General features: G+C 71.0%; 18 protein-coding genes. 7 read left to right on the top strand and 11 right to left on the bottom strand.

Going from position 1 to position 17,588, the window contains the following annotated elements; translation table 11 throughout:
- Nucleotides 1–12 precede the first annotated feature (12 nt).
- The 6 genes from OHT52_RS09970 to OHT52_RS09945 all read right to left on the bottom strand — a co-directional run bounded on the left by OHT52_RS09970 (nucleotide 13) and on the right by OHT52_RS09945 (nucleotide 4,880).
- Nucleotides 13–603, bottom strand: coding sequence for a hypothetical protein (locus tag OHT52_RS09970; protein ID WP_328723681.1), 591 nt, complete (start codon nucleotides 601–603; stop codon nucleotides 13–15).
- Between the two features lie 131 nt (nucleotides 604–734).
- Entirely contained in the window at nucleotides 735–1,502 is a 768-nt protein-coding gene (locus OHT52_RS09965; RefSeq protein WP_328719773.1) for a succinate dehydrogenase iron-sulfur subunit, read from the bottom strand.
- Nucleotides 1,502–3,262 carry a succinate dehydrogenase flavoprotein subunit gene (gene sdhA, locus OHT52_RS09960; RefSeq protein WP_328719772.1) on the bottom strand — a complete coding sequence of 587 codons (1,761 nt, stop codon included), beginning with the start codon at nucleotides 3,260–3,262 and terminating at the stop codon, nucleotides 1,502–1,504. The genes OHT52_RS09965 and sdhA overlap by 1 nt, the downstream gene beginning before the upstream one ends.
- A gap of 29 nt (nucleotides 3,263–3,291) precedes the next feature.
- On the bottom strand, nucleotides 3,292–3,768 hold the full coding sequence (locus OHT52_RS09955) for a succinate dehydrogenase hydrophobic membrane anchor subunit (protein ID WP_328719771.1): 477 nt from the start codon (nucleotides 3,766–3,768) through the stop codon (nucleotides 3,292–3,294).
- Between the two features lie 5 nt (nucleotides 3,769–3,773).
- On the bottom strand, nucleotides 3,774–4,154 hold the full coding sequence (gene sdhC / locus OHT52_RS09950; protein WP_328719770.1) for a succinate dehydrogenase, cytochrome b556 subunit: 381 nt from the start codon (nucleotides 4,152–4,154) through the stop codon (nucleotides 3,774–3,776).
- A gap of 135 nt (nucleotides 4,155–4,289) precedes the next feature.
- On the bottom strand, nucleotides 4,290–4,880 hold the full coding sequence (locus tag OHT52_RS09945) for a 2-oxo-4-hydroxy-4-carboxy-5-ureidoimidazoline decarboxylase (protein ID WP_328719769.1): 591 nt from the start codon (nucleotides 4,878–4,880) through the stop codon (nucleotides 4,290–4,292).
- Nucleotides 4,881–5,377: 497 nt separating this feature from the next.
- On the opposite strand from OHT52_RS09945, the gene OHT52_RS09940 reads away from it, so the two are divergent.
- Both OHT52_RS09940 and OHT52_RS09935 read left to right on the top strand, forming a co-directional pair.
- A complete protein-coding gene (locus tag OHT52_RS09940; protein WP_328719768.1) occupies nucleotides 5,378–7,000 on the top strand; it encodes a family 20 glycosylhydrolase in 1,623 nt (540 codons plus the stop codon).
- Between the two features lie 316 nt (nucleotides 7,001–7,316).
- On the top strand, nucleotides 7,317–7,973 hold the full coding sequence (locus tag OHT52_RS09935) for a hypothetical protein (RefSeq protein ID WP_328719767.1): 657 nt from the start codon (nucleotides 7,317–7,319) through the stop codon (nucleotides 7,971–7,973).
- Between the two features lie 162 nt (nucleotides 7,974–8,135).
- Here OHT52_RS09935 and OHT52_RS09930 read toward each other — a convergent pair whose 3' ends face one another.
- Together OHT52_RS09930 and OHT52_RS09925 are read right to left on the bottom strand one after the other, a co-directional pair.
- Entirely contained in the window at nucleotides 8,136–8,588 is a 453-nt protein-coding gene (locus OHT52_RS09930) for a GNAT family N-acetyltransferase (RefSeq protein ID WP_328719766.1), read from the bottom strand.
- Nucleotides 8,589–8,624: 36 nt separating this feature from the next.
- Nucleotides 8,625–9,083 carry a DUF6086 family protein gene (locus tag OHT52_RS09925; RefSeq protein ID WP_328719765.1) on the bottom strand — a complete coding sequence of 153 codons (459 nt, stop codon included), beginning with the start codon at nucleotides 9,081–9,083 and terminating at the stop codon, nucleotides 8,625–8,627.
- A 416-nt stretch (nucleotides 9,084–9,499) separates the two neighbouring features.
- On the opposite strand from OHT52_RS09925, the gene OHT52_RS09920 reads away from it, so the two are divergent.
- Both OHT52_RS09920 and OHT52_RS09915 read left to right on the top strand, forming a co-directional pair.
- A complete protein-coding gene (locus OHT52_RS09920; protein WP_328719764.1) occupies nucleotides 9,500–10,252 on the top strand; it encodes an RNA polymerase sigma factor in 753 nt (250 codons plus the stop codon).
- A complete protein-coding gene (locus OHT52_RS09915) occupies nucleotides 10,252–11,607 on the top strand; it encodes a hypothetical protein (protein ID WP_328719763.1) in 1,356 nt (451 codons plus the stop codon). The genes OHT52_RS09920 and OHT52_RS09915 overlap by 1 nt, the downstream gene beginning before the upstream one ends.
- Nucleotides 11,608–11,846: 239 nt before the next feature.
- Here the strand turns inward: OHT52_RS09915 and OHT52_RS09910 are convergent, their stop codons facing one another.
- Nucleotides 11,847–12,842 carry a L,D-transpeptidase family protein gene (locus OHT52_RS09910; protein WP_328719762.1) on the bottom strand — a complete coding sequence of 332 codons (996 nt, stop codon included), beginning with the start codon at nucleotides 12,840–12,842 and terminating at the stop codon, nucleotides 11,847–11,849.
- A gap of 252 nt (nucleotides 12,843–13,094) precedes the next feature.
- Here OHT52_RS09910 and OHT52_RS09905 point away from each other — a divergent pair, with 252 nt between their 5' ends.
- Together OHT52_RS09905 and leuE are read left to right on the top strand one after the other, a co-directional pair.
- Complete coding sequence (locus tag OHT52_RS09905) at nucleotides 13,095–13,289, top strand: hypothetical protein (RefSeq protein WP_328719761.1); 195 nt, start codon at nucleotides 13,095–13,097, stop codon at nucleotides 13,287–13,289.
- 72 nt (nucleotides 13,290–13,361) lie between these two features.
- Nucleotides 13,362–14,048 (top strand): leucine efflux protein LeuE, encoded by a 687-nt coding sequence (leuE, locus tag OHT52_RS09900; protein WP_328719760.1) that lies wholly within the window; start codon nucleotides 13,362–13,364, stop codon nucleotides 14,046–14,048.
- 12 nt (nucleotides 14,049–14,060) lie between these two features.
- On the opposite strand, the gene OHT52_RS09895 is transcribed toward leuE, so the two are convergent.
- The gene (locus OHT52_RS09895; protein ID WP_328719759.1) at nucleotides 14,061–15,509 is read right to left on the bottom strand and encodes an FAD-dependent monooxygenase; all 1,449 of its coding nucleotides are present in this window, start codon (nucleotides 15,507–15,509) and stop codon (nucleotides 14,061–14,063) included.
- A 60-nt stretch (nucleotides 15,510–15,569) separates the two neighbouring features.
- On the opposite strand from OHT52_RS09895, the gene OHT52_RS09890 reads away from it, so the two are divergent.
- Nucleotides 15,570–16,214 carry a TetR/AcrR family transcriptional regulator C-terminal domain-containing protein gene (locus OHT52_RS09890; RefSeq protein ID WP_328719758.1) on the top strand — a complete coding sequence of 215 codons (645 nt, stop codon included), beginning with the start codon at nucleotides 15,570–15,572 and terminating at the stop codon, nucleotides 16,212–16,214.
- A gap of 191 nt (nucleotides 16,215–16,405) precedes the next feature.
- On the opposite strand, the gene OHT52_RS09885 is transcribed toward OHT52_RS09890, so the two are convergent.
- A complete protein-coding gene (locus OHT52_RS09885; RefSeq protein WP_328719757.1) occupies nucleotides 16,406–17,569 on the bottom strand; it encodes an acyltransferase family protein in 1,164 nt (387 codons plus the stop codon).
- Nucleotides 17,570–17,588 lie beyond the last annotated feature (19 nt).

The raw sequence follows: 17,588 nt of genomic DNA, 5'->3' as shown, positions 1-17,588 counted from the left end.
CCGGTGGTCGGGTCAGACGCTCATCGAACGTGCGGTGTTGACCTGCGCCATGATCATGGGGAAGGTGTTCGCGTCCCTGGCCGGGATCATCGTCGAATGGTGACGGCCGCCGCTGGTCACCGTCACCTGCACGAAGCCGGTGGTCTTCTTCTCCTTCATCAAGAGGAAGAGCAGACCCACCAGGCAGAGCAGCGCGAAGATGATCGCCAGCACGATCGCCACCGTAGGAATCTTCTCCTCGGTGCGTGACATGTCCGTCGCCGTCCACACCGCGCCCTTGAGGGGCATCGTCCCCGACGGCGTGACGACCGAATCGTTCATGATGGCGATGTCGCCGATGCTCAGCATCGGTCCGCCGCCGTAACCCTGCTGCGGGACAGGGAAGTTGGCGCCCATCGTCGGCTGCTGCTCCGGGCCCGGGTAGCCGTACCCCGGCCCCTGCTGGGCCGCGGACTCGGGCAGCGGCTGCGGATAGCCGTACGCCGGCGGGCCGCCCGCGGGGTAGCCATACCCCTGACCGTCCGCCACCGTGGGCGGGTTGGAGGGCTGCTGGGGCGGACCCCACTTGTAGGCATCGTCCGCGTACGGATTCGGCTCGCTCACCATGTCCCCGTTTCTCTCGTCCGGCACTGCGCACACGACCGTACCGTTCCGGCAGGGAACATACCCAAGAGGCCCCGTCCACCGCCGCTTTTCGCGTGCGGTGGACGGGGCCTCCCGTCGGACCGTCCGGGTCAGAAACGGCGCGTGATCAGCGCGCGCTTCACTTCCTGGATGGCCTTGGTGACCTCGATGCCACGCGGGCAGGCGTCCGTGCAGTTGAACGTCGTGCGGCAACGCCACACGCCGTCACGGTCGTTGAGGATCTCCAGCCGCTGCTCACCGGCCTCGTCGCGCGAGTCGAAGATGAAGCGGTGCGCGTTGACGATCGCCGCCGGGCCGAAGTACTGGCCGTCGTTCCAGAACACCGGGCACGAGGACGTGCACGCGGCGCACAGGATGCACTTGGTGGTGTCGTCGAAGCGCTCGCGGTCCTCGGCGGACTGCAGGCGCTCGCGGGTCGGCTCGTTCCCCTTGGTGACCAGGAACGGCATGACGTCGCGGTACGCCTGGAAGAACGGGTCCATGTCGACCACGAGGTCCTTGAGGACCGTGAGGCCCTTGATGGCCTCGACCGTGATCGGCTTCTCCGGGTTGATGTCCTTGATCAGCGTCTTGCAGGCGAGCCTGTTCTTGCCGTTGATCCGCATCGCGTCGGAGCCGCAGATGCCGTGCGCGCAGGAACGGCGGAACGTCAGCGTGCCGTCCAGCTCCCACTTGATCTTGTGAAGGGCGTCGAGCACACGCTCCTTCGGGTCGATCTCGATCTGGAAGTCCTGCCAGACCGCTTCCTCGGAGACCTCCGGGTTGAAGCGGCGGATCCGGATCGTGGCGGTGATGTACGGGGTGTCGGCGAAGCCCGGCTCGGGGGCGCTCGTCTTCTCCAGGGTCGGGGTAGCCATCAGTACTTACGCTCCATCGGCTGGTAGCGGGTCTGGACGACCGGCTTGTAGTCGAGCCGGATCGACTCGGTGCCGTCGGCCGCGACCTCGCGGTACGCCATGGTGTGGCGCATGAAGTTGACGTCGTCGCGGTTCGGGAAGTCCTCGCGGTAGTGACCGCCGCGGGACTCCTTGCGGGCCAGCGCGGAGGTCGCCATGACCTCGGCCAGTTCGAGCAGGTTGCCCAGCTCGACGGCCTCCAGCAGGTCCGTGTTGAACCGCTTGCCCTTGTCCTGGATGGACACGTCTCGGTAGCGCTTGCGCAGCTCGGCGATCTTGTCGACCGCCGTCTTGATCGTCTGCTCGGTGCGGAACACCATCACGTTGGCGTCCATGCACTCCTGGAGCTCCAGGCGGATCGCGTGGACCCGCTCGGTGCCGGTGGAGTTCCGCAGGCGCTCGACCTGGTCCACGACCATCTGCGCCGGGTTCTCGGGAAGCTCGACGAAGTCGTTCTCCGCGGAGTACTCGGCGGCGGCGATGCCCGACCGGCGTCCGAAGACGTTGATGTCGAGCAGCGAGTTGGTACCCAGACGGTTGGCACCGTGCACGGACACGCACGCGACCTCGCCGGCGGCGTAGAGGCCCGGGACGACGGTCGTGTTGTCCGAGAGCACCTCGCCCATGACGTTGGTCGGGATGCCGCCCATGGCGTAGTGCGCGGTCGGCTGGATCGGGATCGGGTCCGTGTAGGGCTCGATGCCGAGGTACGTACGCGCGAACTCCGTGATGTCCGGGAGCTTCGCGTCCAGCTGCTCCGGCGGGAGGTGCGTGAGGTCGAGGTAGACGTGGTCGCCCTCGGGACCGCAGCCGCGGCCCTCACGGATCTCCGTGTAGATGGAGCGGGACACGACGTCACGGGACGCGAGGTCCTTCATGACCGGCGCGTACTTCTCCATGAAGCGCTCGCCGTCCTTGTTGCGGAGGATGCCGCCCTCACCGCGGGCGCCCTCCGTCAGCAGGATGCCCATGCGCCAGATGCCCGTCGGGTGGAACTGGAAGAACTCCATGTCCTCCAGCGGCAGCCCGCGGCGCCACGCGGCGGCCTGGCCGTCACCGGTCAGGGTGTGCGCGTTCGACGTCACCTTGAAGAACTTGCCGGTGCCGCCGGAGGCGAAGATGATCGCCTTCGCCTGGAAGACGTGGATCTCGCCCGTGGAGAGCTCGTACGCGACCACACCGGCGGACTTCTTCACGCCGGTCTCGGGGTCCTCCTGGAGCAGGAGGTCCAGGACGTAGAACTCGTTGAAGAACTCCACACCCTCCTTGACGCAGTTCTGGTACAGCGTCTGGAGGATCATGTGGCCCGTACGGTCCGAGGCGTAGCAGGACCGGCGGACGGGGGCCTCACCGTGGCTGCGGGTGTGCCCGCCGAAGCGGCGCTGGTCGATACGGCCCTCGGGCGTGCGGTTGAACGGCAGGCCCATCTTCTCCAGGTCGAGGACGGCGTCGATGGCCTCCTTCGCCAGGATCTCGGCGGCGTCCTGGTCGACCAGGTAGTCGCCGCCCTTGATCGTGTCGAAGGTGTGCCACTCCCAGTTGTCCTCCTCCACGTTCGCCAGCGCGGCGGCCATGCCGCCCTGCGCCGCGCCCGTGTGGGAGCGGGTGGGGTAGAGCTTCGTCAGCACGGCGGTGCGGCTGCGCTTCGTGGACTCGATGGCCGCGCGCATACCGGCGCCGCCGGCACCGACGATGACGGTGTCGTACTTGTGGATCTGCATGATTTCCTCTGGTCCCTCTGGCCCGGTGCCTAGCGGATGTTCGGGTCGAAGGTGAAGATCACCAGCGTGCCCAGCAGGACGGTGAAGACCGTGGCGGTGTACAGGAGCATCTTGAGCCAGAAGCGGGTGTTCGCCCGCTCGGCGTAGTCGTTGATGACCGTACGGAGGCCGTTGGACCCGTGGAGCATGGCCAGCCAGAGCATCGCCAGGTCCCAGACCTGCCAGAACGGCGAGGCCCACCGGCCCGCCACGAAGGCGAAACCGATCTTGGAGACGCCGCCGTCGAGCACCAGCTGGATCAGCAGGTGGCCGATGACGAGGACGACCAGCACGATGCCCGACAGGCGCATGAAGAGCCAGGCGTACATCTCGAAGTTGCCGCGCGTCGACTTCGGCGTCTTGCCGGTCCGCTTGCGCGGGGGCTCGATCACCGGAGCCGGGTGGTCGACGTCGTACAGGCGCACGCCTTCGACGTCACCGATCGCGGAGGAGGTCTCGGTCGACATGGGCCTCAGCTCCCGAAGATTTCACGTACGGCGTGACCGAGGACGGGGTACAGGGCCCCGACCATCAGCACGATCCAGATGCCCAGCACGGTCCAGAGCATCTGCTTCTGGAAGCGCGGTCCCTTGGACCAGAAGTCCACGGCGACGATCCGCAGACCGTTCAGCGCGTGGAACAGGATGGCGGCGACCAGGCCGTACTCGAGGAGCGCGACGAGTGGGGTCTTGTAGGTGTTGACGACGTCGTCGTACGCCTCGGGGGAGACACGGACGAGAGCGGTGTCCAGGACGTGTACGAACAGGAAGAAGAAAATGAGGACACCGGTGACTCGATGAGCCACCCAGGACCACATGCCTTCCCGGCCGCGGTACAGCGTTCCAGCCGGCACGGAAGAACCCTCCGGGAGCGGGGATTGGGGTCGGCCGGCTTGACTGTCGGTCTGACCCGGCCGGGTACGGTCCACCGGCCCCGGCCATGGTAGCGACGCTTTGTCGGTTCGTTCGCGCCGGGGCCCTCGCTGTGATCAAAGAGGCAATCGATCAGCCACGGACGGGCTAGGGGTTTCGCTGCCCGCACCCGTGTCCGGCGCCGTGCCCGGGGAGGGCGCCGTCACCAGCTCGATGATGCGTTCCCGGGCGAGCCGCCGCATCTCCTCCGCCGTGAGCGAGCGCTCCTCGTCCTCGTCGTGGGCCAGCCGGGCCCTGATGCCGGCGAGCACCTGGTCCACGTGGTGGGAGGGGCGGTGGCCGTCCAGGCAGATGACGAAGGGGTGCCCGAACTTGGTCACGTACGCCGCGTGTGCCGCGTGCAGCGCGAGACGCGCCGCGTGGGGCGCGTCCTCGTGCAGCGAGGGGGCCGCCTCCCCGGCGAGCGCCTCGGCGACATCCGTGGGAGACAGGTCGTAACCCGCTTCGTCCGAGGCGGCGAGCAAGGAGTCCAGATCGGGATACGGGCGGTACGAGGCCATGCGGTGCGCCCAACGGGTACTCCCGCAGCACTCCAGCAGGGCGGCCTCCGCCACCAGGAACGGGGCCGCGTTGAACCGGGCGAGTCCCGCGAGCCGGCGGTCGTTCGGCCCGGCAGGGTCCGTCGGGCCGGTCGCATCGGCCGTCACGGTCGGGTCCGTCGGGGCCGGGGCCGGGGCCGGGTCGGCGGGGTCCGCAGGGACACGGTGCGGTGGGGCGGGCGCGGGGACACGGTCGCGGACGGCACGGCCCGTCCGGCCGGTCTGCCGCACCTGTTCCGGCTGACCGGCGGTGGGCTCGCTGGACCTGGACAGCGTGAACTCCTCGGACGAATGAACATCAAGGACCCGGAGAGGGGTCGGGAAGGCAGCGAGGTCGCACGGGGGGACGAAAGTGAAGGGAGTGACGTATGTGCCGCAACCGTAGCGAGACCCGACGACACCCGTCCGGCGGAACCCAGAAAACCACTCGAACGAGAGAGTTTCGGAACGTTTGACTGACATCACGACCGTTGTCGCGTCCCTCGATCGGGCTAAGTGAGGCCCGGAGGCCCCTCTCCGTGTCCCGGCGCGCGTATCTCTGCGGCGTGCGCATCTCCCTCACGTCCCGCCCTCCACGCCCCCCACGCCCCGGAGGTTCCACCCCCATGTCCCCCTCACGCGGCACGCCCCCCGCACGCGGTGCGTTCGTCGCCGGAGCGGCCCTCACCGCCGCCGCCACGCTCGTCCTCGTCTCCTGCGGTTCGGGCGACGACGGCGGCTCCGCGCCCACCGGGGACGCCGCGTCGTCGGCACCCGCCATATCCCCTTCCCCGTCGCCCACCCGCAGCTACGCCCTTTCCGAGGAGCCCCGCACCATCCCCGCCGTACGTGAACACACGGCCGCACGTGGCCCCGGCTGGAAGCCCACCTCCTCCGGCGGGGTGGTCGTCGCGGACGGCAGCGGCGCCCTCGCCGACGAGGCCCGGCTGCTCGCCGGGGAACTCAAGCTGCATTACCGGGGTGAGGCGGCCCCCCGTACGGGTGACGTCGAACTCTCCCTGGACAAGGGGGCGAAGACCGGCGCCGAGTCGTACGAGCTCGCCGTGCGGGACGGCCGGGTGACCATCAGCGGGCCCGACGAGGCCGGCGTCTTCTGGGGCACCCGCACCCTCAAGCAGTCGGTCGAGGCGGACGGCACCTTCCCCGAGGGAGTCGTCAACGACCGCCCCGACCGCCCACAGCGGGGCCTCAACCTGGACATCGCGCGCAAGCCGTACAGCGTCGACTGGATCGAGGACCGGCTCCGCGACCTGGCGGACCTCAAGATGAACCAGCTCGGGCTGCACTTCTCCGACGACCAGGCGTTCCGCATCGAGTCCCGGTCGCACCCCGAGGTGGTCTCCCCGGACCACCTGAGCCAGGCCCAGGTGAAGCAGATCCTGGCGCTGGCGAAGAGCCTGCACATCGAGGTGATCCCCGAGATCGACTCGCCGGGACACCTCGGCGCCGTCCTGCGGGCCCACCCCGACCTCCAGCTCCGCAGCGTCTCGGGGGCGCCGTCCAAGGGGTCCCTCGACATCTCGAAACCGGGGTCGGCGAAGCTGATCGACGAACTGCTCGACGAGTTCACCGGCCTCTTCGGGGGCAAGTTCTGGCACCTGGGCGCCGACGAGTACCAGGCGCTCACGGTTTTGGACCCGGACGCCTCGTACCCGCAGCTCCTCGCCGCCGCGCGGCAGAAGTACGGCGACGGCGCCACCATCGAGGACCTCGCCACCGGCTGGCTCAACGACCGCGCCGCCGTCGTCCGCCCGGCGGGGATGACCGCGAAGGCGTGGAACGACGGCCTCTTCGGCGGCGGCACCGTGACTGCGGACAAGCGGATCGAGATCGAGTACTGGACGGGCAAGGAGATCGGCGCCCGCGAACCCGAGGCGTACCTGGGCGAGGGGCGCCCGGTGGTGAACCTCAACGACGAGTTCCTCTACTACGTGCTCGGCCAGCCGAACACCTTCGTCTACCCGACCGGCAAGCGGATCTACGAACAGTGGACCCCGCTCGTGCTGCGCGGCACCCGGCCCGTCCCGGCGAAGTACTCCGACCAGATCCTGGGCGGCCGGTTCGCCGTCTGGGGCGACTTCCCGAACGCCCAGACGCAGGCGCAGGTAGCCGCGGGCATCCGGCTGCCGCTCGCGGCCACCGCCCAGAAGCTCTGGGTGCCGGGGAAGCCGGCGCTGAGCTGGACCGCTTTCACCGCGCTGGCCTCAAAGATCGACGGGCGCGGATGAGGGCGACGGACGGGGGGCCCGGGCCGGCCGGAGGGCCGGAGGAGGCCGTCCGGGGGGCGCGCGAGCCGCGAGGACAAGCGGAATCAAGCCATCCGTCCGCCGGGGCGGGAGTCGGTCACCCCGGGTCCCCCTGGTTTCCTCCAGGTTTCCTCCATCAAATTCGCGCCGAACCAGCGTCATTTTTCCTACTTTCTGGGATTGTTGTGGCTGGTGGGGCGCTCCGGCGGCGCCCTGGCGGGCGTTTCCTGCCGACGTGCGGTGACGTATTCGCGCCACACGGCGCTGTACGCGACAAAGAAGACCGTGGGGGTACGTCATGAACCTGTGGGATCTCATCGCCCGCGCCGATGCGCGTGCACTGGCCGCGAGCGGCCTCGCCTGCCTCGACCGCTGTCTGCCCCCGGCCCCGGAGGGCGAGGGCCCGGAACCGCTGCGCCCGCTCTGGGCGAGCTGCGAGGACGGCACCGAGTGGGCCGCCCGCCTCACCGCCGCGCGCGAGACCGTCGCGGCCCTGGACGGACCGGCCGGTGCCGGTCCGGCGCCCGCCGAACCGCTCACGCGCATCCGCGCGGTACTGGACGCCGCCCCGGAGACCTTCGAAGCGGGGCCCCTGCGCGCCTGGGCCGACACCTGCTCCCTGCTCTCTCTGGAGATCCACCGCCGCGCCGACCAGCCGCCCGCACCGGACGCGGTCAACCCGGCGGCGGACACCGCAGGGCTGCCGGAGGCGCCGGAGGGCGGCGAACGGGAAGCGCTGGAGCTGCTGAGGATCGGCTCCGCCGGGGCCGAGGCCGACGCGGGCCCGCTCGTCACGGGCGAACTGCGCCGCCAGCGCGAGCTGCTGGAGATCCTCGCCGAGACGGCCGGCTCACCCGGCAGCGGCGCGGGGCTGCGACGGGCGCTCGACCACTCGACGGAGGGCCGCCGCGTACTGCGCGCGGTCATGTCCCGCCGGGCCCGCAACCAGGCGTGAGGAGTGGTCCGGTGAGGGCGGGCGGGGTCGGGCCCGCCACGCCGGACGCGCCGCACCAAGGGGAGACGTCCGCACGCGTTCCGTGCAGGGGGCCCGCTTGATGGCTTCGGCCGGCTGATCCTGCCGGCCAGTGGCGTTCCGCAACTCCTCGAGATCCGCTGCCTATGGAGCCGTATCGCGCAGGTCAGGGCGGTTCCTTGGCAGCCCGAAGCCCGCCATCCTCTTCTCCTCGAAGGACAGGAAGCCCAGGCTCCGGTAGAACGCGTGGTTGCGGCTGCCCTCCGGCGACGCCTCGTGGTCCGTGGAGAGGAGGAAGAATCGGCAGTGGGAGTAGCGCAGCATCAAGTGCTCGACCAGCGCCCGGCCAACTCCCTGCCTGTGGTTCGCCGGATCGACCACGACGTCCTGGACGTAACAGATGTGTTCGTCGTCGGAGATGGTCCGGGCCAGTCCCAGGAGGGATCCCGATCCGTCTCGTGCTGTGATGACGAGGTGAGAGTTCACCAGACCGCGACAGAGCTTGTCCACGTCGCTGGTGTAGCCCTCCCAGCCGACCGAGTCGTAGAGCTTCAGTACCTCAACAGGATCGAAAACGCGCTCTTCCGCTAGGAACATGTCGACCCCCTATGCGCTCCGCAAGCGTGTCCTGCTCTACACGTAGGGCCACGTCCCCGAGTCGCCAGAGGTGCTGGCGGACGAGGGCGCCATGTGCCGGACAAGATCCCGTGACTTCTGCCGCAGTTCAGCTGTCCACTCCTCCGCATGGGGATCCGAAGCCGTCTTGAGACAGTGGCTCTCGTCCCGGTCGGCCCCCTGCCGGCTCACCTCGATGTCGGCTATCTGAGCCAAGGCCAGCACCGTGGCAACGAACCCTTCGGACAGCGTGGCCATGACGGCGTGCCTGGTTTTGCCGTGCCAGGTGAGCAGGGCGTCGACGAACGCTGCGAATGCGACGGGGTCGATCTGACACTCGTCAGCTTCCATGGGGCCGATGCCGGAGGGTAGCCCCACTTCGGCTTGATAGACGGTGACCTGGCTCATGAACAGCCGCGACGCCCCGTGGGACGGGTTCCACAGGGTTCGGTCGCCCAACTCGTAGTACTGGCTCACGTCAGCCTCTCACCGCTGGTCACAGGAGGTCGACGTTACGGTCGGTCAGCACTCCACGGAAACTGAGCCAGAGCCCACAGAGATCGACGAAGCAGGCATGCGTGGGTCACGCGCCAGCCGTCCGAGGGGCATTCAGGCTGCGTATTGCCAGTTCGGAGGGGGTTTTGAGGAAGACGGCCAAAGCCGCCACCCCCCACAGGAGAGGCCCCGGCCGTCTTCCGCGAAGCCGCAGTGCGGCCCCGTACTCCACTCAGCGCCGCGACGGCGTTTTCTGTCACACCGGCAGGCGCCGTCGGTTTGTTGCGACTTGTACAAGCCATGGACGCAACACCCGCCCAGCACGTAGCGTGCTGATCGCGCAGGGTGGCGCAGCGGCGGTGACCAGCCGCGATTCGGGACAGCAGGGCGGTTGAGGGGTGCTGGGGGACGACGCGGAGCTGACCGCCGCGGTGCTCGCGGCGCAGGGCGGCAGCGAGGAAGCTTTCCGCGTTGTGTACCGCGCTGTGCAGCCGAGGCTGTTGGGGTACATACGAACGCTGGTGGGGGACGCGGACGCGGAGGACGTGGCCTCCGAGACGTGGTTCCAGATAGCCCGCGATCTGAGCCGGTTCGGCGGGGACGCCGACCGGTTCCGGGGATGGGCGGCCCGGATCGCGCGCAACCGTTCCCTGGACCATCTGCGGATGCGCGGACGCAGGCCCGCGATCGGCGGTGACGAGACGGAGCTGACGGGACGTCCGGCCGATTCGGACACCGAGGGCGAGGCCTTGGAGGCCATCGACACCGGCCGGGCCATGGCGCTCATCGCCCGGCTTCCGCAGGACCAGGCCGAAGCGGTGGTGCTGCGGGTCGTCGTCGGCCTCGACGCGAAGAGCGCCGCGCAGACGCTGGGCAAGCGGCCCGGTGCCGTACGCACCGCGGCGCACCGTGGCCTGAAGCGGCTGGCGGAGATGCTGGGAGGCGAGCAGCGGGAAGCGGAATGGGCCGGTACGGTCGCTCAGGGGCCGCGGAACGACGGGGTGCCGCACGGTGCGGGGGGCCGGGACGGGCCCGGACCGGAGCTCGGTGCCGTACCCGCGCAACGCGTGGGACGGAGTGGTGTGGCGGCGCCCGCGGGAGTGGTTCCCGGAGTGACGCAATCGCGTCCGTGGACGCAGAAGGACATGTGATGGCCGACGAGCAGGACGAGTGGCTCGACAGGGACGCGGCGGAGAGACTGCTCCGCGGCGAACCGGTCGCGCCTCCCGGGGCTCAGGCGCGTTCCACCGCACGGAGCCTCTCCGAGACGCTCGGCGCGGCCCGTTCGGGATCGTCGGCCGACGGTGAACTCCCGGGCGAGGAAGCGGCGTTGGCCGCCTTCCGGCAGGTGGGGCCGGTGCGCGGGGCGTCCGGGACGGGGCGTCACCGTCGCCCCGTGGGGCCGGCCCCGGAGGCCGGTACGGCCCCGGGCGGGGGCACGCTCGACCCGGTGCGGCTCGGTACGCCGCCCTCCTCGTCCCGCCGCCGGGAGCGCCCCCGCCTCGGCCGGCCGGCGCGCATCGGCCTGGCTGCCTCGCTCGCGGGCTGCGCGCTCGGCGGCGTCGCGGTGGCGGCCGGTACGGGCGTGCTGGCCGGGGCGTTCGGCGGCGCGGAACACGTTCCGGCGAGCACCGTGTCGGTGGCAGCGTCGCCGGACGGCGCCCCGCCTGAGACGCCCCCTACGGACGCGCCCTCCGGCACCCCGGACGGCACCGGCGACGCCTCCGTCGGAAGCTCGGGGAAGACCTCCGAGGCGGCGGGCGGCGCGAACGCCACCCCGGGCACCGGCGGACCGGACGGCCGGGACGGCACCGGCGCCCCCGGCAGCCGGGCGGGCGGTTACGGGGACGGGGCCGCGGGCCGGGGCACGCTCGGCGGCCCGGGCGGCTCCGGCGCCGGCGACACCGACGGGTACGCCGCCGTCGTGGAGGACTGCCACGACTACCGGGAAGGGCACCTGGAAGACCGGGAACGGCGCCTCCTCGCCCAACTGGCGCGAGGAGAGAAGGACATTACGGCCTACTGCGCGATCATCACGGGCTCCTCCCCCAAGGGCCCCAGCACGGCGGACGGATCGGACGGATCGGACGGGCCGGAACGGAACGGCGTGGGCGACGGGTCCGACCGCACCGGTGGCGACAGTGACGAGTGGGACCCGGACGCCTACCAGCAGGGCCAGTCCTCCTCCCTCCCGCTCCGGAAGGCCCCTGCGGACGGCCCCGCCCCCATGGCGGCCCCGGCTCCCGCAGGGAGCAGGATGACGTCCACCGCGAAGTCCACCGCGAAGTCCACCGCGAAGTCCACCGCGAAGTCGTCGCCCGCGACGGGCGTGAGCACCGCCCCGCCTGCCACGCCGTTCGCGGGCGCGCCCGGTGCGCCCGCCGCGTTGTGGGCGGCGGGTCCCGGCCCGGCCGCCCCCGCCCCCGCTCCCGCTTCCGAGGCGAGCGCGGCGAGCGCGACCGCCGGGCGGGCCGGACGCGGTGGGGGCCGCGGATCCGGCGGGTAGCCGGGCGCGCTCGGGCCGTCCTCGATCCGGGCCGCCACTGTGGGACCGGTCACATCCGGTCGGCAGCTGTGACGTTTTTCGGACCGGTGACGCAGTAGGAAGCGAGCCGACTGGTCATCGGCGGCGCATCGAGCCGGGGTTCCCCCCGTACCTTCGGCTCCGCGCATCGGCGCGGGCGGGACACGTTCCCCCGGTCCCGTCCGCGCCCCTTCTCCCCGCTCCGCCGGTCGTGCCGAGCCTCAGTGGTAGATCACGACCTTGTCGCCGTCCCTCACCTGCGCGTACAGGGCGGAGATCTTCTTCTCGTCGCGGACGTTGACACAGCCGTGGGACGCGCCGGTGTAACCGCGCGCGGCGAAGTCGGACGAGTAGTGCACCGCTTGGCCGCCGCTGAAGAACATCGCGTACGGCATCGAGGAGCCGTACAGCGTGGAGACGTGGTGGCGCGACTTCCAGTAGACGGAGAAGACGCCCTCACGCGTCGGTGTGTACTCCGAGCCGAACCGCACGTCCATCACCGAGACCACCCGGCCGTCGACCATCCACGCCAGGGTCCGGCTCTCCTTGCTGATGCAGAGCACCCTCCCCTTGAGGCAGCGCGGGTCCGGAGCGGCCACGGGAAGCTCGGTCGGCGGGTCGAGCTCGGACGCGGTGGGCGTACGCGTGGCGGCCAGCAGCCGCTGCCAGGTGACGGAGTCCGTCCGGCCGGTCGCCGTGAGGCCGCGCTCGCGCTGGAAGGCCTCCACCGCCGTGGCGGTGAGGGTCCCGTAATAGCCGGTGGGGTTGCGGGTGAAGTGCCCGTCCTGCCGCAGCCGGGCCTGGAGTTCACGCACCCGCGCACCCTCCGATCCGATGCCCATCAGGGCCGGGGCGGACGGCGAGGGCGCCGGGGTGGTGGGGCTCGCGGCCGGGGCCGACGGCGCGGAGGGAGCGGACGGCTTGTCGTCGGAGGTCCGGGACGCCGAAGGGGGCCGCGTCGGAGTCCGCGGCGACGAGGACGGCTGCGCGGTGGCGGTCCCGGTGGTCGACCCGGGTACGGGTACGGGCGAGGCACTCGTACCGCCGGTCACCTCCACCGGTTCGCACCCCGTCGCCAGGACCGCCCCGGCGAGCAGCACTGCGGCGGTCGCGGCGAGCCTCCGCGCGGGCCGGCCGCGACCGTGCGTACGGACCGGTGCCGGGGCCGGTGGTGGTGTCGATGTCGAGGACGGACGTATCGCTCGTGTGCGTGTCACTTCGGCCTCCCCATGGCCCGCAACGCCCCGCGTACCTGTGTTACGGGGGACGCGTTCCCGCCCCGCACGGTTGCCGAACCTCGTACGACGGCGACACGAGGAACCACGCTTCCCACGAATGCGCTCGTCCGGGTGGATTGGAATCAGGGCCCGCTCGGAGCCGGCGGCCCGGGTGGACCATGGGACGGGGATGGTCCGGCCCCGATCGGCGCCGGACCCCCGACCGGCCAAGAGCCCGCAGGAGCAACCGACATGGCAGCACCGGACCCGGACCCGGACCTGACCGAAGCCGCCGACGGACCAGCGACCGCTCTCGACGAAGCAGCGACCGCTCTCGACGAAGCAGCGACCGCTCTCGACGAAGCAGCGACCGCTCTCGACGAAGCAGCGACCGCCGGTGCCTCAGCGGTCAACTGGCACCTGACCGCCCTCCCCGTCAGGCTCTGACCAGGGAAGTTCCGTGGCGCCGGACCTCGGCCCCTGGACAGTGCGGGCACTGCGCGTGCGAAACTCCGTCCCATGCTGGGTGTCACTGATCTGCCGACCTACCTCGTCGGCCTCGTCCTCATCGTTCTGCTGCCGGGGCCGAACTCGCTCTACGTGCTCTCCGTCGCGGCGCGGCGCGGCGTACGGACCGGATACGTCGCGGCGGCCGGGGTCTGGACCGGTGACACGGTCCTGATGACCCTGTCCGCCCTCGGCGCCGCCTCCCTGCTCCAGACCACCCCGCTGCTCTTCGCCGTGGTCAAGTACGCGGGCGCCGGCTACCTCACCTGGCTGGCGTTCGGGATGCTCCGAGCTGCCCGGGAGCTGTGGCGGGAACGCGCCCGGCGGGTCGCCGAACTCACCGAGGACACCCCGGCCGCCGGGGAGCCGGGAGCCGCCGGGGCGGATGCCGGGGCGCGCGAGCGGCCCTACCGCCGGGCCCTGGTGGTCAGCATCTTCAACCCGAAGGCCATCCTCTTCCTGATCTCCTTCTTCGTGCAGTTCGTGGACCCCGACTACGCCTACCCGGCGCTCTCGTTCGTGGTGCTGGGCGGGCTGCTCCAGCTGGCGAGCTTCCTCTACCTCTCCGCGCTGATCTTCGGCGGCACCCGCCTCGCCGCCGCCTTCCGCCGCCGCAAGCGGCTCTCGGCGACGGCCACTTCGGCGGCCGGCCTGCTCTTCCTCGGTTTCGCCGCGAAGCTCTCGCTCAGCGGCATCTGAGTCCCGCCCGGGTCACCGGGCGGCCGGTTCCGGCAGGGCGAGGCCCAGCCGTGCGGCGTACGCGCCCAGGCCCTCGGCGGTGGTGCCCGCCCAGCCGACGTACCCGTCCGGGCGGACCAGGAACAGCCCGGAACCGTACGCCGCCGAGAGCGGCGCGCGGTGCACCCGGACCATGACGTCGTCCGGCACCGGCAGCGGGGCGTCCGTGCCGACCGCCAGCAGGGTGAAGTGCGGGCCACGGAACACGTCGAAGAGCCGCCGCCCTCCGCCCGCGTCCCCGTCCGGCGCCCGGTCGCCCGCCACCAGCACGCCCGCCGCGCCCTCGGAGAGCGGGCCCTCGCGGTAGCCGAGCCCCAACTGCTGGGCGTCCTCACCACGTTGCTGCTCACCCCGGTGGATGCGGGTGGAGAGGCCCAGCATCTCCGCGGCGATCGGGCGGCGCTCCTGCTCGTACGTCTCCAGGAGGGCTTCGGGGGCGCCGTGCAGCAGCACCTGGCCGAGCTTCCAGCCCAGGTTGTACGCGTCCTGGACGCTGGTGTTCAGCCCCTGCCCGCCCGCCGGGGAGTGCACATGGGCGGCGTCCCCGGCGAGGAGGACGCGCCCCTGGCGGAAGCGTTCGACGAGCGCCGCGCGGGGCCGGAAGTCCGAGGACCAGCGGACCTCGGTGACCGCGTCCGCGCCGAGGTGGGTGCGGGCGGCGACGAGTGCCTGTACGCCCTCGGCAGAGGTGTCGGGCCTCCCCTCCGGGAACTGCGCGACCAGCTGGAAGTCCTCCGTGCCGGGCAGTGGGCAGAGGGTGAGCAGGCCCGCGTCGTGCACGAAGATGTGCCAGTTGAGCCGGTCGAGCGCCGCCGGTGAGATCCGCACGTCGGCCACCAGCATGGGGGACGGGTCGACGGTCTCGCCCTCCATCGCGAGGGAGAGCGCACGCCGGACCGTGGAGCGCCCGCCGTCCGCGGCGACCAGGTGGCGGGCGCGGACCTCGCCGGTGGTGAGGTGCGCGGTGACCCCGTCGGCGTCCTGGGAGAACCCCGTCAGGGCGGACGAGAGGACGACGTCGCCGCCCAGCTCGCGCAGCCGGGCGAGCAGGATCTCCTGCGTCCGCCACTGCGGCATCATCCAGGGCTCCCCGTACGGCTCCGCGTCGGTGGGTGCCGCACGGCGGAACATGTCGTACGCGCCCAGGCGCTCGCCGTCCTTCCAGGGCATCTGGACGGGCGCGGCCCCGCCGTGCGCCCGTACCGCCCCGCCCACTCCGAGGTCGTCCAGGACCTCCCGGGTGCGGGGCTGGATGCCCTTGCCGCGGGAGCCCGCGAAGAGGGTTCCCGAGCGTTCGACCAGGAGGTGGCGCACCCCGCGCCGGGCCAGGTCGCAGGCGAGCGCGAGACCGCAGGGCCCCGCGCCGACGATCAGCACGTCCGCGTCCAGCGAACTGCCGTCCTTAACGTTGTTAAGTTCCATGCGGCGAGTGTGTCCTTAACGGCGTTAAGGAGTCAAGGGGTGAGGGGTAAAGTGCGCGGAATGGGCACGACGAAGATCGACCGGGCGAGGGTCGCGGAGACCGCACTGCGGCTGCTGAACGAGACGGGCCTCGACGGACTGACCCTGCGCGCCATCGCCAAGGAACTGGACGTCCAAGCGCCCGCCCTGTACTGGCATTTCAAGAACAAGCAGGAACTCCTCGACGAGATGGCCACGGCGATGTACCGCCGGATGCTGGTCGAGGAGACGGCGGACCTCGCGGGCCGGGGCTGGCGGGAGCGGATCATCGCCTCGCAGACCGCCCTGCGGACCGCCCTTCTGCGCTACCGCGACGGCGCGAAGGTCTTCAGCGGGGCGCGCTTCACCGGCATCGACCACGCGCCGGGCATGGAGGAACACCTCCGCGTGATGGTCGACGCCGGATTCGACCTCCGACAGGCCGTACGGGCCACCGCCACCGTCAACGCCTACACGATGGGGTTCGTCACCGAGGAGCAGGGCGTCGAGCCCATGCCCGGCGAACGCCACGACGGGTACGACGTGTCCGAGCGGGCCGCGCGGATGGCGGACTTCCCGCTGGTCGCCGAGGCCGGTGCCGAACTCTTCACCCGCTACGACGAGTTGTTCGCCGAGGGGCTTCGGATCCTCGTCGCGGGGATCGGCGCGAGGTACGGCGTGGAGTGACGGCGGCACGGGCGGCGGTGCCACACGGGACGTCGGCACACGGGACGTCGGCACACGGGACGTCGGTACACGCGACGGCGGGACACGCGACGGGGGGACAACGCGAGACGGGCCGTTCCACACCCGGTGTCCGGGTGGAACGGCCCGCTCCGTGTTGCCCCGCCGTCGCGATCAGGCGGTGCGGTGACCCCTCACCCGGACGCCCCCCGGGCCCTCACCCGCAGCGCCTGCGCCGCCATCGTGCGCTTCAGGCGCGGGCCGATCGGCTTCTCGACGAAGCGGTGGAGCAGATAGGCCAGCGTGAGCATCGTGAGCACCGTCGCGGGCAGCGTGACGTACGGGGACAGCTCCAGGCCGCGGTTGAGGAGGCGGATCACGAACCAGCCCAAGTGCTCGTGGACCAGGTAGAACGGGTACGTCAGCGTCCCCGCGAAGGTGAGCCAGCGCCAGTTCGCCCACCGGAGCCAGCCGAGCGCCACCGCCGCCACCGCGAGGAACGCCAGCAGCACGATGGCCTCGATGACGTAGGGGGACCGCTGGAAGTCGCCGGTCATGCCCGGGTGCCAGTTCGCCGTGACCGAGTACCGCTGGCCCAGCAGCACGCTGACCAGGACGATGCCCCACAGCAGGAGGTCGCTGCCGTAGCGGTGGATGAGGTAGAGGGCCAGGCCGCCGATGAAGTACGGGGCGTGGTCCCGCATGACCAGCGCGTCGGTGAGCGGGTTGTCGGCGATGCGGGCGAAGGCCCCGGCCAGGGTCCAGGCGCAGCAGAAGACGACCACGCGGCGGTAGGTCACTCCCTTCCACACGACGAACACCGCGAACAGCACGTAGAAGCGGAGCTCCACCCAGAGCGTCCAACAGACGCCCAGCACCCGGTGCACCCCCATGGGCTGCTGGAGCATGGTGAGGTTGACCAGCAGTTCGTCGGGTCGCACCGGTTCCACCACCACGGGGAGCACCAGGGCGGCCGTGGTGACAAGGACGATCGCCACCCAGTACGCGGGGTAGAGCCGGGCGACCCGGGAACGGAAGAAGTCGCCGACCGACCGGCCCCAGCTGCTCATGCATATGACGAAGCCGCTGATGATGAAGAAGAGCTGGACCCCCATGCTGCCGTACGTGGCGAAGGAGGACAGGGTCGGGAACTTGACGCCGGGCGACTGCCCCCAGGACTCCGCGACGTTGCCGTTCTTTCCGGCGTAGTGGTACATGCAGACCATGAGGGCGGCCAGGATGCGCAGGCCGTCCAGGGCGCGCATCCGGTCGTTGCGGGCCCGGGCAGCACTGCCCGGTGCCGGCTTTTCGGCGACCCTTCCGGCGGTCTGCTCCGGAGGTGCCGTGACGGTTGTCATGGTGTCGGTCCCTTGGGTG

It is taken from the genome of Streptomyces sp. NBC_00247, assembly GCF_036188265.1.
Classification (GTDB): Bacteria; Actinomycetota; Actinomycetes; order Streptomycetales; family Streptomycetaceae; genus Streptomyces.
Note: the sequence above shows the minus strand (reverse complement) of the source record. Positions and strands in the feature narration are given on the sequence as shown.

Bases quoted from the DNA above. Each gene is read 5' to 3' on its own strand.
- OHT52_RS09965 (WP_328719773.1), bottom strand. From the start codon at position 1,502: ATGGCTACCCCGACCCTGGAGAAGACGAGCGCCCCCGAGCCGGGCTTC.
- sdhA (WP_328719772.1), bottom strand. From the start codon at position 3,262: ATGCAGATCCACAAGTACGACACCGTCATCGTCGGTGCCGGCGGCGCC.
- OHT52_RS09955 (WP_328719771.1), bottom strand. From the start codon at position 3,768: ATGTCGACCGAGACCTCCTCCGCGATCGGTGACGTCGAAGGCGTGCGC.
- OHT52_RS09940 (WP_328719768.1), top strand. From the start codon at position 5,378: ATGTCCCCCTCACGCGGCACGCCCCCCGCACGCGGTGCGTTCGTCGCC.
- OHT52_RS09935 (WP_328719767.1), top strand. From the start codon at position 7,317: ATGAACCTGTGGGATCTCATCGCCCGCGCCGATGCGCGTGCACTGGCC.
- OHT52_RS09930 (WP_328719766.1), bottom strand. From the start codon at position 8,588: ATGTTCCTAGCGGAAGAGCGCGTTTTCGATCCTGTTGAGGTACTGAAG.
- OHT52_RS09915 (WP_328719763.1), top strand. From the start codon at position 10,252: ATGGCCGACGAGCAGGACGAGTGGCTCGACAGGGACGCGGCGGAGAGA.
- OHT52_RS09905 (WP_328719761.1), top strand. From the start codon at position 13,095: ATGGCAGCACCGGACCCGGACCCGGACCTGACCGAAGCCGCCGACGGA.
- leuE (WP_328719760.1), top strand. From the start codon at position 13,362: ATGCTGGGTGTCACTGATCTGCCGACCTACCTCGTCGGCCTCGTCCTC.
- OHT52_RS09895 (WP_328719759.1), bottom strand. From the start codon at position 15,509: ATGGAACTTAACAACGTTAAGGACGGCAGTTCGCTGGACGCGGACGTG.
- OHT52_RS09890 (WP_328719758.1), top strand. From the start codon at position 15,570: ATGGGCACGACGAAGATCGACCGGGCGAGGGTCGCGGAGACCGCACTG.
- OHT52_RS09885 (WP_328719757.1), bottom strand. From the start codon at position 17,569: ATGACAACCGTCACGGCACCTCCGGAGCAGACCGCCGGAAGGGTCGCC.